The organism is Streptomyces sp. NPDC048664 (assembly GCF_040650555.1).
Classification (GTDB): domain Bacteria; phylum Actinomycetota; class Actinomycetes; order Streptomycetales; family Streptomycetaceae; genus Streptomyces.
Map to the genome: position 1 here is coordinate 56,633 of NZ_JBEZHK010000032.1, position 16,046 is coordinate 72,678.

Sequence of the window (16,046 nt, forward strand, 5' to 3'; positions counted from 1 at the left end):
TCACCGTCCCCCTTCAGCGTCCGCGAACGACGCCTGGTAGGCGGCGAACTGGGCCCGCTCCTCGTCGACGAGCGCGTGCCCGTCCGCGTACACGTTCTCGAAGATGGCGAAGTGGTCCGGGTCGGGCATGGCACGGACCGCCTCGCGCACCCGCCTGCCCAACGTCTCGGACTCGGCCTCGAGTTCCGCGAAGAATCCCTCGTCCGCGTGGTTCGAGGCCTCCAGGTACCGGCGCAGGCGCAGGATCGGGTCCTTCGCCTCCCAGGCCTGCCGCTCCTCGTCGCCGCGGTAGCGGGTGGGGTCGTCGGAGGTCGTGTGCGCGCCCATGCGGTACGTGAACGCCTCGACCAGGGTCGGGCCCTCGCCGTTGCGCGCCCGCTCCAGGGCCTGCTGGGTGACCGCGAGGCAGGCCAGCACGTCGTTGCCGTCGACCCGCACGCCGGGGAAGCCGAAGCCCTGGGCGCGCTGGTAGAGCGGCACCCGGGTCTGCTTCTCGGTGGGCTCGGAGATCGCCCACTGGTTGTTCTGGCAGAAGAACACCACGGGCGCGTTGTAGACCGCGGCGAACGTGAACGACTCCGCCACGTCGCCCTGGCTGGAGGCGCCGTCACCGAAGTACGCGATGACGGCCGAGTCCGCGCCGTCCTTGGTGATGCCCATGGCGTAGCCCGTGGCGTGCAGCGTCTGGGAGCCGATGACGATCGTGTAGAGCTGGAAGTTGTTGCTGTTCGGGTCCCAGCCGCCGTTGTTCACGCCGCGGAACATGCCGAGCAGGTTGGTGGGGTCGACGCCCCGGCACCAGGCGACCCCGTGCTCACGGTAGGTCGGGAAGACGTAGTCGTCGTCGCGCAGGGCGCGGCCGGAGCCGATCTGGGCGGCCTCCTGACCGAGCAGGGAGGCCCACAGACCCAGCTCGCCCTGGCGCTGCAGGGCGGTCGCCTCGGCGTCGAAGCGGCGGGTCAGCACCATGTCCCGGTACAGACCGCGCAGCCGTTCGGGCGTGATGGCCTCGACGTACCGGTCGTACTCGGCGTTCTCGACCCGCTCGCCCTCGGGCGTCAGCAGCTGGACGAGATCCGTCTCGGCGCCCTTCGTGGGCGCGGTGCGGCTCCGCTTGGGGCCGGCGCTGCCGGCCTTGCTCCCGGCGCTGCGTCGCGGCTTGCGCGCGGCAGTGCTCTCCACGGTCACGTGTGCTCCTCCGTCGGTCCGGCCCCCGGGTTCGCCGGGTGCCTGGGGGTCCCTCGGCCCACTGGGGGCCGTCGAGAGCGGCTCGCCTGCAGCGCACGGGCGCACGGGGTGGGGTGCGGCTCGTCCGAGACAGACGTGACAGGTGCCCCGGCGAGCACCCTGCAGAAAGCACGTTACCCAGTGCGCGACATTTCTGTGAAACCCCTCCTGACCTGGGATTTTGCTTGGATATCCAAGTAAATCGAGTAAGTCGGGCACAGATGCTGGTCACAGCCTTGCAGGGGGCCGGAACAACGGCACGTTATCCCGCTCACCTGGAGCACGGGAAGACATGACTTTTGCGGCGCCCCCGGGAATGCCGGGCGACGAAGGGTGCACTAAATGTGATGGATTGCCACTGTCTGTGAGGAATCCCAGCTCGCAGGCGGGCGGGAGGGACCCCGTGACGGCCGGAGCCGCCGCCGAAACGGCCGGGAACGATCCGGATCCGAACCTGACCGCGACAGGACCTGACCATGTCCGGACCGGAAGGGCGCCGGACATGGACCGCGATCAGGCCAGCGCCGACCACGATCGGTCGCCGGACTCCCTCAAGTGGGCAGAACCGGACGATTCCGAGCAAGGGTGGGCACGGCGTGGCGCGCGGCGCGAGCCGCGCACCGCTGGCCGTCCGGTCAGAGCCCCGGCGTGCCGCCCGCGCTGTCGCCGCCGTCGCCGCCCGCGGGCGGCGACGGGTCCGAGGTGCCGCCGCCGGCGGGCACCGAGGCGGAGGCGTCGTCGGACGGGGTCGGCTCCGAGGGCTGCTCGCTCGGCTCGTCCGAGGGCGTCGACTCCTCGGGCTGCGGCTGCTGGCTGTAGCTCTGGCTCGGCTCGTCCGAGGGCGAGTACGCGGGGTCGCCGCTGCCCGAGTCCGTGCCGTCGTCCGTCGTGGTGTCGCTCGGCTCGTCCGACGGGGTGTCGCTGGGCGTCGTGTCCTTGTGGGACTGCTTGGCCGGGGGCGAGGTCGACGTGCCGGGCCCGCCGCTGTGCCCGCCCGTGGTGTTCAGCGCCAGCGCCACGCCCGCGGCGATGGCGATCACCGCGAGGACCGCGAGGATCCACAGCTTGCCCCGGCCGCTGCCCCGGTTGCCGTTCCCCTCGAAACCTCCGTCGTCGCCGCCCCCGTATCCCTGGGGCAGGATCGGCTGCGGGATCTGCGCGGTGCCGAGCGCACCGGAGTGCGACATCGCCGTGGTGCCCGCGAAGCCCCCCACCGAGGCCTGGCGGCCGCTCTGCGTCTGCACCGGCCCGGTGTTCCAGGTGCCCGTGTGGGCACCCTGGTCGTAGAGCATCTGCAGGGCGTACTGGACCAGCCCGCGCATCTCCTCGGCGGTCTGGAACCGGTCGTCGGGCTCCTTCGCGAGCGAGCGCATCACCAGCCCGTCCAGCTCCGGCGGCGCCACCCCGTCCGAGGTCGCCGACGGGGGCACCGGAATGTCCTGGACATGCTGGTAGACGACGGACAGCGGCGTCTCACCGACGAACGGGGGCCGCAGCGCGAGCAGTTCGTACAGCAGGCAGCCCGTCGCGTACAGGTCGGAGCGGTGGTCGACGGCCTTGCCGAGCGCCTGCTCCGGCGAGAGGTACTGCGGGGTGCCCATGACCATGCCGGTCTGCGTCATCGTCGTGGACGCCCCGTGCAGGGCGCGCGCGATGCCGAAGTCCATGACCTTGACCGCGCCGTTGTGGGTGATGATGACGTTCGCGGGCTTGATGTCGCGGTGCACGATGCCGTGCTGGTGCGAGTAGGCGAGCGCCTCCAGGACACCGGAGGTGATGATCAGGGCCTGCTCGGGTCCGGGGGCCTCGGCGTTGAGCAGCAGATCGCGGATCGTGCGGCCCTCGACCAGCTCCATCACGATGTACGGCACCGACTGGCCGCCCACGAAGTCCTCGCCGGAGTCGTACACGGCGACGATCGCGTGGTGGTTGAGCCCGGCGACCGACTGGGCCTCGCGCGTGAAGCGGGCCTTGGAGACCGGGTCCTCGGCGAGGTCGGAGCGGAGCAGCTTGACCGCGACCGTGCGCCCGAGGCGCACGTCCTCGGCCGCGAAGACCTCGGCCATGCCGCCCCGGCCGAGTCTGTGGGTCAGCCGGTACCGGCCGTCGCCGACCAACCCGCCGTTGCCCCACAGCTCAGGAGCGTCCGACATCCCGCCGCCGCCAGTCGACTCGGGGTCGGACGGGCCCTGGGCGCTCTGCGTCTGTGCCATCGGTCCTCGCCGTCGTTTCTGCCCGCGGTCCGCGCGGTGGTTGTTACGGTCTCCCTCGGGCCACGCTACAGGCTCCGCGCACGCCACCGGTCCGAGATGGAATCGAGATGGACCGGACATCAAACCCCGGGCCAGGTTCCATGTGCAAATCCCGTGGAACGCCGGTACGCCCCCGATAACGCTTCCGCGACGCTTCCTTCGCGTACGGTCACGGATCGGGCACCGCGCTTGACGTGTCGGTGCCCTGCGGCAGACTTGGCCGGTGATGCACCAGTCGATCACGGAGCGGTCGCGCAGAGCACTCCCCTCGCCGAAGCATCACCGTAGACACGCATATCGATCACGGACCGCCGGAGCATCAACAGCCGCTGCCACGGCGCCGATGGGGGACGCAGAACATGAGCCAGGACGGCGCGCAGGGTCGGCTTGCGGGGCGATCGGTCGCCGGCGGCCGCTACCAGCTGCGCGACTTGCTCGGCGAGGGCGGCATGGCCTCGGTGTACCTCGCGTACGACACCGTCCTCGACCGCCAGGTCGCGATCAAGACGCTTCACACCGAGCTCGGTCGCGAACAGGCCTTCCGCGAGCGGTTCCGTCGCGAGGCCCAGTCCGTGGCGAAACTCACGCACACGAACATCGTCTCGGTCTTCGACACCGGCGAGGACGTGATCGACGGGCTGACGACCCCCTACATCGTCATGGAGTACATAGAGGGCAAGCCGCTCGGCTCGGTCCTCGGCGCGGACATCCGGCAGCACGGCGCGATGCCGGTGGACAAGGCGCTGAAGGTCACCGCGGACGTGCTGGCCGCCCTGGAGATCAGCCACGAGATGGGCCTGGTCCACCGGGACATCAAGCCGGGCAACGTGATGATGACCAGGCGCGACGTCGTGAAGGTCATGGACTTCGGCATCGCCCGCGCCATGCAGTCCGGGGTCACGTCCATGACCCAGACCGGCATGGTGGTCGGCACGCCCCAGTACCTGTCGCCGGAGCAGGCGCTCGGCCGGGGCGTGGACGCGCGCAGCGACCTGTACTCGGTCGGCATCATGCTCTTCCAACTGGTCACCGGGCGGCTTCCGTTCGACGCGGACTCGCCGCTCGCGATCGCGTACGCGCATGTGCAGGAGGAGCCGGTCGCTCCCTCCTCGGTCAACCGCGCGCTGCCGCCCGCGGTCGACGCCCTGGTCGCCCGCGCGCTGAAGAAGAACCCCAACGAACGCTTCCCCAGTGCGGAGGCGATGCGCGACGAGTGCCTGCGCGTGGCCGCGTCCGTCACTCCGGCCGCGCCGAGCATCGTGGCGGACGCGCAGACGTCCAGCGGTGCCGGGGTGAGCTCCGCGGTCTTCCCGCCGGTCGGCCAGTCCTCACCGACCCCCGCGGGCCCGGTGCAGACCCCGTACCAGCCGGGTCCGTACGGGAGCCCGGCCGCCGCCCCCCAGGCGTACGGCTACCCGCAGCAGGGCGGCTACCCGGCGGCGCAGCCGGCCGGGTACGGGCACCAGTCGGCGCAGACCCCGCCGCCCTACCACCTCGGCGCCCAGCCCGCCCCGGCCGCGGCGAGCGGGCAGAAGAGCAATCGCGCGGTGGTCATCGGCTCGGTCGTGGTCGCCCTGGTCGCCGTCGCGGGGCTGATCACGGCCCTGTCGCTGAACGGCTCGGGCGGCGATCGGCCGAACGCGGCCGAGACCACCACGGCCTCCGCCGCGGCCGCCGCCCACAAGGGCCCGGACCCGACGAAGACCATCGAGTCGACGAAGTGCACCGAGCCCGAGGAGTCGTACAACGACCCCAAGAAGATCGAGCTGCCGGACTTCAGCTTCAAGTACATCAAGTCCGTCAAATCGTGCTTCCAGGCCGCCGGTTGGCTGTTGAAGATCAAGTACGTCGACGAGAACACCTACGGCGAGGGCACGGTCATGGACCAGTTCCCGGCCGCCGACACGGACGTCGACCCCAAGAACATGCCGGAGATCGTGCTCAACGTGTCGACGGGCAACCCGTCGTGACCCGCGCCCGACACGTCTGACGTACTACGGCGACGGCCCGGCACCTTCGCGGTGCCGGGCCGTCGCCGTACGCCTTCGGGGCCCCACCCGTGCGCGGGGCTCCGCGGATCCACGGGGCGATCTACAGGTACGGACCGCCCGAGCGGCCGCCCGTGCGCGGGTCCTCCTCGCCGTCGGGCATCCCGACGCCCGGCGGCAGGGCGCGGCGCATCTGTTCCAGCTGGGCCCGCGCCGCCATCTGCTGGGCGAACAGCGTGGTCTGGATGCCGTGGAAGAGCCCCTCCAGCCAGCCCACCAACTGCGCCTGCGCGATCCGCAGTTCCGCGTCGCTCGGGATCGCCTCGTCCGTGAAGGGCAGGGAGAGCCGTTCGAGTTCCTCGACGAGCTCGGTGGCGAGACCGTCCTCCAGCTCCTTCACCGAGCTGGCGTGGATCTCCTTCAGGCGCTGCCGGCTCGCCTCGTCCAGGGGGGCGACCCGCACCTCCTCCAGCAACTGCTTGATCATGCTGCCGATGCGCATGACCTTCGCGGGCTGCTCCACCTGCTCCGTCACCGGGATCTCGCGGGAGTCATCGTCCCCGGCGCCGAGCGCCATTCCGTCCTGGCCCACGACCAGGATCTTCTGGGCGTTCTCCGACGACCTGTCGTTCCTCGGCATCTCCATGCCGCCATTCTCTCGCACCGGTCCATCACACCTGCCATGTGCCCCCGGCAGGGCGTGATCCACCCTGCCGGGGTCCACCGGTCGGGCTCACCCGCGCCTGCCCGGCCGTACGCCGAGATGCCGGACGCCTCGGTCCGTGTGAGGCTGAAGCCGTTGATCTTGCCGCCCGCTGACGGGAGGAGGTCGTCCCGCGCATGTTCCCCAGGCTGTGTACGCCGTCCGCGGTCCGCATACTCCGCGTGGCCGTTCTACCGCCGGTCCTCACGACGACGGCCGTCCTGGGCGCGGGCATATCCAGCGCGTCCGTCCCCATATCCGCTTCCCGGACATCCGCCTCCCGGCCGGTGTCCGCCTCGGTGCCGGTGACCGCCTCTCAGCTGACAGCCACTCATCGGCTGACGACGCTCCCGCGCACGGTGTCCCTGCTTACGGCGTCCCTGCGCACGGCCTCCCCGGACGCGGCGCCGCCCTCACGGGCCGGCAGCTGGGCGGGCGAGGGACGGCTGCGGCCCGGGCGGCACGAACCCGAGGCACAGGACGACGCCTCGGACGAGCCGACCTACCCGAACCAGGACCCGCCCAGCCCGTCGATGCCCCTGACCGGCGCCCCGATGCCGGACACCAGCGGCGGCACGTCCGCGCCGGCGGTCGACCCGGCGGCGTCCTCCGCCCCCTCCGGGGGCCCCGCCCAGCTCGCCCGGGAGCCCGCCGCCTCGGGGCCCATGGTGGAGATCCTGCCCCTCGGCAGCGGTCTGATCCTCGTCGGTACCGGTCTGGCTCTGGCGTTGCTGGCCCTGCGCCTGCGCCGGGAGTGACCCGCTCGCAGGCCCCGCTCCGCGCTACGGCGCCACCAGCAGGAGCTTGCCGATGTGCCCGCTCTCCTCCATCAGGCGGTGGGCCGTGGCCGCGTCGTCCATCGGGACCTCGCGGTCGACGACCGGGCGGACCGCGCCGGAGGGCACCAGCGGCCAGACGTGCTCACGCACCGCAGCCACGATGACCGCCTTTTCCTCGATGGGACGCGCCCGCAGCGAGGTCGCGGTGATCGCCGCCTGCTTGCGCAGCAGCAGGTTGATGTCCAGCTCGCCCTTCGTCCCGCCCTGCATCCCGATGATCGCGAGGCGGCCCTTCACCGCGAGCGCCTGGATGTTGCGCTCCAGGTACTTCGCACCCATGTTGTCGAGGATGACGTCGGCGCCCTGCCCAGCGGTGGCCTCGCGGATCTCCTCCACGAAGTCCTGCTCGCGGTAGTTGATCAGCACATCCGCGCCCAGTTCCGCGCACCGGTCCAGCTTCTCCTTGCTGCCGGCGGTGACCGCGACCCTGGCCCCCAGGGCCTTGGCCAGCTGGATCGCCATCGTGCCGATACCGCTGGAGCCGCCGTGCACCAGCAGTGTCTCGTCAGGACGCAGCTGGGCGACCATGAACACGTTCGACCAGACCGTGCAGGTCACCTCGGGAAGCCCGGCCGCCTGCCGCAGGTCGACGCCCTCGGGGACGGGCAGCAGCTGCCCCACCGGGACGGCGACCTTCTGGGCGTACCCGCCGCCCGCCAACAGCGCGCACACCGCGTCGCCCACGGCCCAGCCGGACACACCGGGACCCAGCGCGGCGATCCGCCCCGAGCACTCCAGCCCCGGGTACGGCGACGCGCCCGCGGGCGGGTTGTAGAAGCCCTGCCGCTGGAGGACGTCCGCACGGTTGACGGCACCGGCCACGACGTCCACCAGCACCTCGCCCTCGCCGGGGACGGGATCGGGGACCTCGGCCCACACCAGCGCCTCGGGCCCACCGGGTTCAGGAATTGTGATCGCGTACATGGGAGCGACGCTACTCCTCACGGGACCGGTGCCGGGGAACCGAGCCCGCCCGCGCAGGGGCCGTACGCCCAGTCAGTCCAGGGCCACGGGACGGGTGTCCGGCGTTCCCGGGCCGTCCGGCGAGGATCGTACGATCGTGATCAGCCGGTCCGTCAGCTGGAGCGGGCCGACGGCCGGATCGTCGTAGCCGAGCACCCGGTGCCCCCGCACCACACTCACCACCAGGCCCTCGGTCTCCCGCACCCCCAGGCCGGCCTCGTCCCGGGTGACAGGCCGCTCGACCAGGTCGAGCCCGGTGCCCTGATGGATCAGGTCCTCCATCACCTTGGCGGCGGCGGGACTGAGCACGGACAGGCCCAGGAGCCGTCCGGCCGCGCTGGCACTGGTGATCACCGCGTCGGCACCGGACTGACGCAGCAGCGGCGCGTTCTCCTCCTCCCGCACGGCCGCCACGATCTTGGCCGTGCGGTTGAGCTGGCGGGCGGTCAGCGCGACCAGCACCGCGGTGTCGTCGCGCTGCGTGGCGATGATGACCTGCCGGGCCCGGCGCACCTCCGCCTGGTGGAGCACCTCGCTGCGGGTCGCGTCGCCGACGATGCCCGCGTATCCCTCGGCGGTCGCCGCGTCGACGGCCCGGGGGCTCGCGTCGACCACCACGACCTGCTCCTTTCTCAGACCGGTCGCGCACACGGTCTGGATCGCGGAGTGTCCCTTGGTCCCGAAACCGACCACCACGGTGTGATCCCTCAAAGCCGCCCTCCAGCGATGTGTGCGCCACTCCTCACGGGTGCGTTCGGTGAGGACCTCGAGAGTGGTGCCGACCAGGATGATCAGGAACAGCACGCGCAGAGGCGTGACGACGAGGATGTTGGTGAGCCGAGCGGAGTCACTGACCGGGGTGATGTCGCCGTATCCGGTCGTGGAGAGGGTGACGGTCGCGTAGTAGAAGGAGCCGAGCAGGCTCAGAGCGCCCCCCGCGTCGTCGTGGTAGCCGCCGCGGTCGGCCCAGACGACGAGGGCGGTGACGACCAGGACCAGGAGGGCCAGTCCCAACCGTGTGCCGACCTGCCGCATCGGACGCTGGACGGCCCTCCTCGGAAGATGGACGCGCTGGGTGACGAGGTGCTCGTCCGGTTGGCGGGCGATCGCGTCCCGCCGCGGAAGTTTCACGTGAAACACACCCCGTTCCGGCTCACCCCGCCAACACCCCCGGAAGATCCAGCAGTTCCAGCTCCTGTCCGGGCCCCGCTCCGCCCGGTGGTACGACGGCCAGGGCGTCCGCGGCGGCGATGCCCCGCAGCATCGCCGGGCCGTGGTAGTGCAGAGGCACCACCAGGTCGTCATGGACCGCGACGGGGACGAGCCGGGTGTCGTGGGGGTGGCCGTGCACCGCGTCCCGCACGGGCAGCGCGCAGGGCTCCGGCGCCGACCGGCCCGCGAGGGCCCGCAGCAGCGGCTCGGCGAGGGTGAGCAGGCCGGAGACGGCCGCGAGCGGATTGCCGGGCAGCCCGACGAGGTGCTGGTCCTCCCGGACGCGCGCGAGCAGCATCGGGTGTCCAGGGCGCACCTGCACCCCGTCCACGAGGAGTTCGGCTCCCACGCGTCGCAGGGTGGGGTGGACATGGTCGACCGGTCCCGAGGCCGTTCCGCCGGTGGTGACGATCAGGTCGGCCGTCGAGGACGTGACCGCCTGGAAGAGGGCCTCGGCATCGTCGCCCAGTCCTCGGACGGCCCGCACGTCCGCGCCCAGGGCGCGCAGCCAGGGCGGCAGCATCGGGCCGAGCGCGTCCCGGATCAGACCGTTCCTCGGCATGCCTTCGGTGAGCAGCTCGTCACCCAGGACGAGCACGTCGACGGACGGGCGGGGGAGGACCGAGAGCGTGTCGTACCCGGCGGCTGCGGACAGCCCGAGCACGGCCGGGGTGACCATGGTGCCGGGCGGAAGCAGCTGGTCACCGGCATGGCACTCCTGGCCGCGCGGCCGGATGTCCTGTCCGTGCACGACCCTGGGGGTGCCACCCGGACGGGCGGAACCGGGAGTCCGGGCCGGCGCGGCGTGCAGTCGCCCCGTGTCGTCACGGCGCCCGTGCTCGCTGCGCAGCACGGCGGTGGCGCCCGGCGGGACGCGCGCGCCGGTGGCGATCCGCACCGCCTCCCCGTCCGCGAGCGGTGCCGGCTCGGCGTGGCCGGCGAGGACCCCGTCCTCCTGTACGTCCCACGGGCCGGGGCCCGCGACCGCCCAGCCGTCCATGGCCGAGGTGTCGAAGGAGGGCAGGTCGGAGAGGGCCTTGAGCGGGGCGGCCAGGACCAGGCCGAGGGCGGCGTCGAGGGGGACGGCCATGGGGCGCCGGTACGGCGCATCGTGAGCGGCACGTTCGGCGAGGGCGCGGGCCCGGGGCCAGGACGTGGCGTCGCGGTGACCACGAGGGTCCGCCGCGGGGGCGGTGGCGGTGGGTGCGGTGCCGGGGGCGTCATCCGCACGGTCCCCCTGGTCGCCGTCCCGCTCCCCGGAGCGGCCCTGCGACCCCGGCGGCACACGGTGCTCGGGGGCCCGGACCAGGGCGAGGGCCTCTTCCAGATCGAGATCGTGCTGGTCCTGGGGCGGACGGGCGGGGCCGGCCTCACGTGGATGGCGCGGGTCCCCGCTGTCGTTGGCCACGGCCAGCGCCTCCTCCAGTTCACGCTCCTCGGCTTCCGGGCACACGATGCCTGTCCCGGCCCCGCCAGGACGGGCACTTCCCGGATCTACGCGGCTCATGCCCGGGCGGCTCGCGTCCGGGTGGCTCGCGTCCGCGTCCGGGTGGTCGTGCTCCCTGCCTTCGGTGTCGTCCAAGAGGCCGACGTCCGGATGACCGGGGTCCAGGTGTCCCCGGGTTCCTCTGCCGTTCATCCGGCGCCCGGCTCGGTGCCAGCGGAGCTCTCGGCGTTCTCGGTGTTCCCGGCGTCCTCGTCCGCCCAGCGCAGGGCGAGCGCGAGGGCCTTGCGCGCGGCCTCGGCGACCGCCTCGGGCCCGCCACCCGCCTGCCCGGCGGCATAGCCGACGAGGAACGTCGTCAGGGGGGCCGCGGGGCGGGCGACTCCGTGCGCGGCGTCGCGCGCGAGGTCGAGAAGCGCGGCGGTGTCGACGTCGAGGCCGATGCCCAGTTCGTTCTTGACTGCGGAAATCCATTCATCCAGCACATGCCCATGCTCCCTGATGCGTGACCGGGCGGCGGCGATGTCCTCCCAGGTGTCGCAGTCGAAGGACGCGAGGGGGTCGGGGACGCGGGTGAGGTCCAGTCCGGCGACCAGACGCCGCAGCGGAAGGCCCGTCAGACCGTCGTGGTCACACGCCAGCCGTGCCAGTTCGCGGCGCAGGGGCGCGCTGCGATAGGCGGCGACGAGCGGCTGGTCGCGGCCCTCGGGGTCGGTGAGCACGACTCCTTCGGCGCGGCCCGCGCCCAGGGCGCCCAGCAGCCGGCGCACCGTCTTCTCCTCCAGGAACGGCAGGTCGGCGCAGAGCACGACGACCCGCCCGGCCGTGCTCCGCCTCAGCCCCGCGTCGAGCGCGGCGACGGGGCCGGCGCCGACCGGGTCCTCGCGCGTCCAGAGCACCGGGCGCGCGGTGGGCCGGGGGTCGGCGACGACCACGGTGGTGGCCGCGCCGGAGCAGGCGGACAACACCCGGTCGAGCAGGGTGCGTCCGCCGACCCGCACTCCGGGCTTGTCGGCTCCGCCCAGCCGCCGGGCCGTACCTCCGGCGAGCACGACGGCGTCGTACTGATCGGCACCAGGCTGATCGGCGCCCGGGCCGCCGGGGCTCTCGTACTCGGTCATGCCCCGAGTATGGGCGCCGCGACGGCCACCGCCGGGTCGCGAGCCGTCGTCACGGGCCGTGATCACCCACGGCCGGTCGCGGTCCGGCTCACAGCGTGCGCAGCAGCACCGCCGGCTGCTCGACGCAGTCCGCCACGTAGCGCAGGAAGCCGCCCGCCGTGCCGCCGTCGCACACCCGGTGGTCGAAGGTGAGCGAGAGCTGCACGACCTGTCGCACCGCCAGCTCGCCCTCGTGCACCCAGGGCCTGGGGACGATACGGCCGACGCCGAGCATGGCCGCCTCGGGGTGGTTGATGATCGGCGTGGAGCCGTCGACACCGAAGACCCCGTAGTTGTTCAACGTGAAGGTCCCGCCGGTGAGTTCCCCGGGGGTGAGCGTTCCGTTCCGCGCGGACTCGGTCAGCCGGGCGAACTCCGCGCTCAGCCCTTCGGCGTCCCGCGCGTGCGCGTCCCGTACGACGGGCACGACGAGTCCCCGTTCGGTCTGGGCGGCGAACCCGAGGTGCACCTGGTCGAGCCGGACGATCTCCCGGGCCTCCGTGTCCACGGTGGAGTTGAGTTCCGGGAACCGGGCGAGAGCCGCGGCGCAGATCCGGGCCAGCAACGCGATCAGGGAGATCTTCGGTCCCCCGGCCGCGTTCATGGCCACTCGCGCGCGCATGAGTTCCGTGGCGTCGGCGTCCACCCAGCAGGTCGCGTCGGGAATCTCCCTGCGGCTGCGGGAGAGCTTGTCGGCGACGGCACCGCGCACTCCTTTGAGGGGGATCCGCGTTCCGTCGGCCGCCCCGCGAGCGAAGGAGGACACCGTCCCGGCCGCGCCGTCCCGGGCCGAAGCCCCGGCCACCCGGTCCGTGCGGCCCGGCGCCTGGGTGAGGGCGGGCGCGGTGGCGACGGTCACCGTGTCCCTGAGGGCGCTCTCCACGTCTGCCCGGAGGATCAGACCGTCGGGCCCGGAACCCGCCAACCGCCGCAGATCCACGCCGTTCTCGCGGGCGAGCCGGCGGACCAGCGGGGAGATCACGGGTACGGGACCCTCGGGAAGTTCCCCGGCCGCGCCGGGGGCCGGAGCGGTCCGCGCGACCCCGTCCGCGACGAGCGCGACCCCGTCCGCGGCCGGCACGCCGGATCGAGGCGCGCGTACCCGGCGGCGCCGGGCGGGGGCCGCCGATGTGCCGTATCCGACCAGGACGTTCCCCGAGGACTCGGCCGCCGGTTCCTCCGGGGTGCCGACCGCGACCGTCAGAAGCGGGGCACCCACCGGAAGTTCCGTGCCCTCGTCGCCGAAGCGGGCCGTGACCACGCCTCCGTAGGGGCACGGCACCTCGACCATGGCCTTGGCCGTCTCCACCTCCACGACAGGCTGGTCGACGGCGACGACATCGCCCACCTGCACCAGCCAGCGCACGATCTCCGCCTCGGTCAGCCCCTCGCCGAGGTCGGGCAGCCTGAACTCCAGTACCTGGGCCATCAGCTCTCCGCCTCCCACTGCAGGCGCCCGACCGCGTCCAGGATCCGGTCGACGCCCGGCAGGTGGTGGCGCTCCAGCATCGGCGGCGGGTACGGGGTGTCGAACCCGGCCACCCTGAGCACCGGCGCCTCCAGATGGTGGAAGCAGCGCTCGGTCACCCGCGCGGCGATCTCTCCGCCGGGGCCGCCGAACCCGGTCGACTCGTGCACGACGACCGCGCGGCCCGTGCGGCGCACGGACGCGGTCACCGTCTCGTCGTCGAAGGGCACCAGCGAGCGCAGGTCGACCACTTCGAGGTCCCAGCCCTCGGCGCGCGCCGCCTCGGCCGCCTCCAGGCACACGGGCACCGACGGGCCGTACGTCAGAAGCGTGGCGGTGCGGCCGGAACGGCGTACGACCGCGCGGCCTATGGGGTCGACCGTGTCGGGCTCCTCCGGGTTCCAGGTGTCCTTCGACCAGTAGAGCCTCTTGGGCTCCAGGAAGACCACCGGGTCGTCCGAGGCGATGGAGGCGCGCAGCAACCCGTAGGCGTCGGCGACGGTCGCGGGCGTGACGACATGGAGCCCCGGAGTCGCCATGTAGTACGCCTCGGAGGAGTCGCTGTGGTGCTCGACCCCGCCGATGCCGCCGCCGTAGGGGATGCGGACGGTGATCGGCAGGGGCATCGTGCCCCGGGTGCGGTTGCGCATGCGCGCGACATGACTGATCAGCTGTTCGAACGCGGGGTAGGCGAACGCGTCGAACTGCATCTCGACCACCGGCCGCAGGCCGTACATGGCCATGCCCACGGCCGCGCCGAGGATGCCCGCCTCGGCCAGCGGGGTGTCCGTGCAGCGGTCGTCGCCGAACTCCTTGGCGAGCCCGTCGGTGACCCGGAAGACGCCCCCGAGCGTGCCGACGTCCTCGCCCAGGACGTGCACGGACGGGTCGGCCGCCATGGCGTCGCGCAGGGCACGGGTGAGGGCCTGCGCCATGGTGGCCGGCTTGAGGGCAACGGTCGTCATCGGCCGGCTCCTTCCGGTCCGGCCGCCTCGGCGTCCAGTTCCGCCTGCAGGTGGGTCTCCTGCTCCAGCAGCTGGGTGGTGGGCCGGTCGTACACGTGGGCGAAGAGATCCATCGGGTCGAGCTCGGGGTCCTGGTTCATGCGGGCCCGCAGGTCGGCCGCCATCGTCTCGGCGTCGTCGCGCACCGCCCGCATCCCGTCCTCGTCCAGCAGGCCGCGCTCCGTGAGCTCGCGTTCGAGCAGCAGGACCGGGTCGTGGTCGCGCCAGGCCTCGACCTCGGCATCGCCCCGGTACCGGGTCGCGTCGTCGGCGTTGGTGTGTGCCTCGATGCGGTACGTCACCGCCTCCACCAGCGTGGGGCCACCGCCCGCGCGCGCGTGCCGTACGGCGTCGGCGAGGACCTCGTGCACGGCCGCCGCGTCGTTGCCGTCGACCAGGCGGCCCGGCATGCCGTAGCCGACGGCCTTGTGGGCGAGGGAGGGCGCCGCGGTCTGCTTGTCGAGCGGGACGGAGATCGCGAAGCCGTTGTTCTGGACGAGGAAGACGACCGGCGCCTGCCAGACGGCCGCGAAGTTCATGGCCTCGTGGAAGTCGCCCTCGCTGGTGCCGCCGTCTCCGACCAGGGCCAGCACGACCACGTCGTCGCCCTTCAGACGCGCCGCGTGCGCGAGGCCGACGGCGTGCGGGAGCTGGGTGGCGAGCGGGGTGCACAGGGGGGCCACCCGGTGGGTGTGCGGGTCGTAGCCGGTGTGCCAGTCGCCGCGCAGCAGGGTGAGGGCGTGGACCGGGTCGACTCCGCGGGCGACGGTGGCCAGCGTGTCCCGGTAGCTGGGGAAGAGCCAGTCGCGTTCTTCGAGCACGAGCGCGGCGGCGACCTGGCAGGCCTCCTGCCCGGTGCTGGAGGGGTAGACGGCCAGTCGGCCCTGCTTGGTGAGCGCTGTCGCCTGCGTGTTGTACCGGCGGCCGCGCACCACCTGCGCGTACAGCCGGCGCAGCAGCTCGGGATCCGCCTTCGCGGCGGCCTCGGTGCCGAGCACGCGATACGGCAGTGCGTCGGGCAGCAGCGGGGCGGGGTCGGTACGGGGTTGCCAGGCGGGCGGCGGTGTGGGCCGGTAGGCGCCCCGCTGCTCCATGACCGTCATGACGGCACCTCCTCGTGGGAGCGGCTTCGGACGCGCCACGGGAGTGATGCGCCTCACCTACCGATTGTTCGGTCGTCGGCACATTTTGGCTACAGGCGGCTCAAGGCTGTGGACAAACGGTTCTCCACAACCTGAGATGTACGCAGTACGTCCATGGTAGGGAGGCGGGGGAGCATGGCACCTGAACAAATGGCTGAATCGGCCGAGCAGGACCCCGCGACGCCGCCGCCACGCCGCCTGGACGCCATAGACCGCGACATCCTGCAGATACTCCAGTCGGACGGCCGCGCCTCCATACGGGCGGTCGCCGAGCGCGTACACGTCTCCCGCGCCAACGCCTACGCGCGCATCAACCGGCTCGTCGAGGACGGGGTGATCCGCGGCTTCGGGGCCCGGGTGAACCACGAACGCGCCGGTCAGAGCACGTCCGCCTACGTCACCCTGAAGATCGTCCAGAACTCCTGGCGCACGGTCCGCGAACAACTGCGACTGCTCCCCGGCGCCTCCCACATCGCGCTCGTGGGCGGTGACTTCGACGTGCTCCTGCTGGTGCACACGCCGGACAACAGGGCGCTGCGCGAACTGGTCCTCACCAGGCTCCAGGCGATCCCCGAGGTGCTCAGCACACGCACCCTGCTGGTGTTCGAGGAGGAGGACCTGGAGCCGGACGGGTGAGCGGCGGT

Annotated in this window: 13 protein-coding genes; 3 read left to right on the forward strand and 10 right to left on the reverse strand. The window is 72.5% G+C overall.

Translation table 11 applies throughout. The features are described 5' to 3' along the window. Positions 1–1,188: a pyruvate dehydrogenase (acetyl-transferring) E1 component subunit alpha gene (gene pdhA, locus AB0C59_RS28490; protein ID WP_363009556.1), complete on the reverse strand. Its 1,188-nt coding sequence runs from the start codon at positions 1,186–1,188 to the stop codon at positions 1–3. A 674-nt stretch (positions 1,189–1,862) separates the two neighbouring features. Beyond that, the gene (locus tag AB0C59_RS28495) at positions 1,863–3,440 is read right to left on the reverse strand and encodes a protein kinase (protein ID WP_363009558.1); all 1,578 of its coding nucleotides are present in this window, start codon (positions 3,438–3,440) and stop codon (positions 1,863–1,865) included. 398 nt (positions 3,441–3,838) lie between these two features. On the opposite strand from AB0C59_RS28495, the gene AB0C59_RS28500 reads away from it, so the two are divergent. After that, the gene (locus AB0C59_RS28500; RefSeq protein ID WP_363009560.1) at positions 3,839–5,449 is read left to right on the forward strand and encodes a protein kinase; all 1,611 of its coding nucleotides are present in this window, start codon (positions 3,839–3,841) and stop codon (positions 5,447–5,449) included. A gap of 121 nt (positions 5,450–5,570) precedes the next feature. Here AB0C59_RS28500 and AB0C59_RS28505 read toward each other — a convergent pair whose 3' ends face one another. Then, entirely contained in the window at positions 5,571–6,113 is a 543-nt protein-coding gene (locus AB0C59_RS28505; RefSeq protein WP_363009562.1) for a bacterial proteasome activator family protein, read from the reverse strand. Positions 6,114–6,352: 239 nt separating this feature from the next. Here AB0C59_RS28505 and AB0C59_RS28510 point away from each other — a divergent pair, with 239 nt between their 5' ends. Continuing rightward, a complete protein-coding gene (locus AB0C59_RS28510) occupies positions 6,353–6,928 on the forward strand; it encodes a hypothetical protein (protein ID WP_363009564.1) in 576 nt (191 codons plus the stop codon). Between the two features lie 24 nt (positions 6,929–6,952). Here AB0C59_RS28510 and AB0C59_RS28515 read toward each other — a convergent pair whose 3' ends face one another. The 7 genes from AB0C59_RS28515 to pdhA (AB0C59_RS28545) form a co-directional block, all read right to left on the reverse strand. After that, positions 6,953–7,933, reverse strand: a complete 981-nt coding sequence (locus tag AB0C59_RS28515) for an NAD(P)H-quinone oxidoreductase (RefSeq protein ID WP_363009565.1) — start codon at positions 7,931–7,933, stop codon at positions 6,953–6,955. Positions 7,934–8,005: 72 nt separating this feature from the next. Further along, positions 8,006–9,103 carry a potassium channel family protein gene (locus AB0C59_RS28520; RefSeq protein WP_363009567.1) on the reverse strand — a complete coding sequence of 366 codons (1,098 nt, stop codon included), beginning with the start codon at positions 9,101–9,103 and terminating at the stop codon, positions 8,006–8,008. A gap of 22 nt (positions 9,104–9,125) precedes the next feature. Further along, a complete protein-coding gene (locus tag AB0C59_RS28525; RefSeq protein ID WP_363009620.1) occupies positions 9,126–10,691 on the reverse strand; it encodes a molybdopterin molybdotransferase MoeA in 1,566 nt (521 codons plus the stop codon). A 128-nt stretch (positions 10,692–10,819) separates the two neighbouring features. Continuing rightward, positions 10,820–11,749, reverse strand: coding sequence for an NTP transferase domain-containing protein (locus AB0C59_RS28530; protein WP_363009569.1), 930 nt, complete (start codon positions 11,747–11,749; stop codon positions 10,820–10,822). 88 nt (positions 11,750–11,837) lie between these two features. Beyond that, positions 11,838–13,217: a dihydrolipoamide acetyltransferase family protein gene (locus tag AB0C59_RS28535; protein WP_363009571.1), complete on the reverse strand. Its 1,380-nt coding sequence runs from the start codon at positions 13,215–13,217 to the stop codon at positions 11,838–11,840. Then, on the reverse strand, positions 13,217–14,221 hold the full coding sequence (locus AB0C59_RS28540) for an alpha-ketoacid dehydrogenase subunit beta (RefSeq protein ID WP_363009572.1): 1,005 nt from the start codon (positions 14,219–14,221) through the stop codon (positions 13,217–13,219). Before AB0C59_RS28540 ends, AB0C59_RS28535 begins: the two co-directional genes overlap by 1 nt. Then, positions 14,218–15,363: a pyruvate dehydrogenase (acetyl-transferring) E1 component subunit alpha gene (pdhA, locus tag AB0C59_RS28545; RefSeq protein WP_363009574.1), complete on the reverse strand. Its 1,146-nt coding sequence runs from the start codon at positions 15,361–15,363 to the stop codon at positions 14,218–14,220. The genes AB0C59_RS28540 and pdhA (AB0C59_RS28545) overlap by 4 nt, the downstream gene beginning before the upstream one ends. A 174-nt stretch (positions 15,364–15,537) precedes the next feature. Between pdhA (AB0C59_RS28545) and AB0C59_RS28550 the strand changes: the two genes are divergently transcribed. Beyond that, positions 15,538–16,038 carry an Lrp/AsnC family transcriptional regulator gene (locus AB0C59_RS28550; protein WP_363009576.1) on the forward strand — a complete coding sequence of 167 codons (501 nt, stop codon included), beginning with the start codon at positions 15,538–15,540 and terminating at the stop codon, positions 16,036–16,038. Positions 16,039–16,046 lie beyond the last annotated feature (8 nt).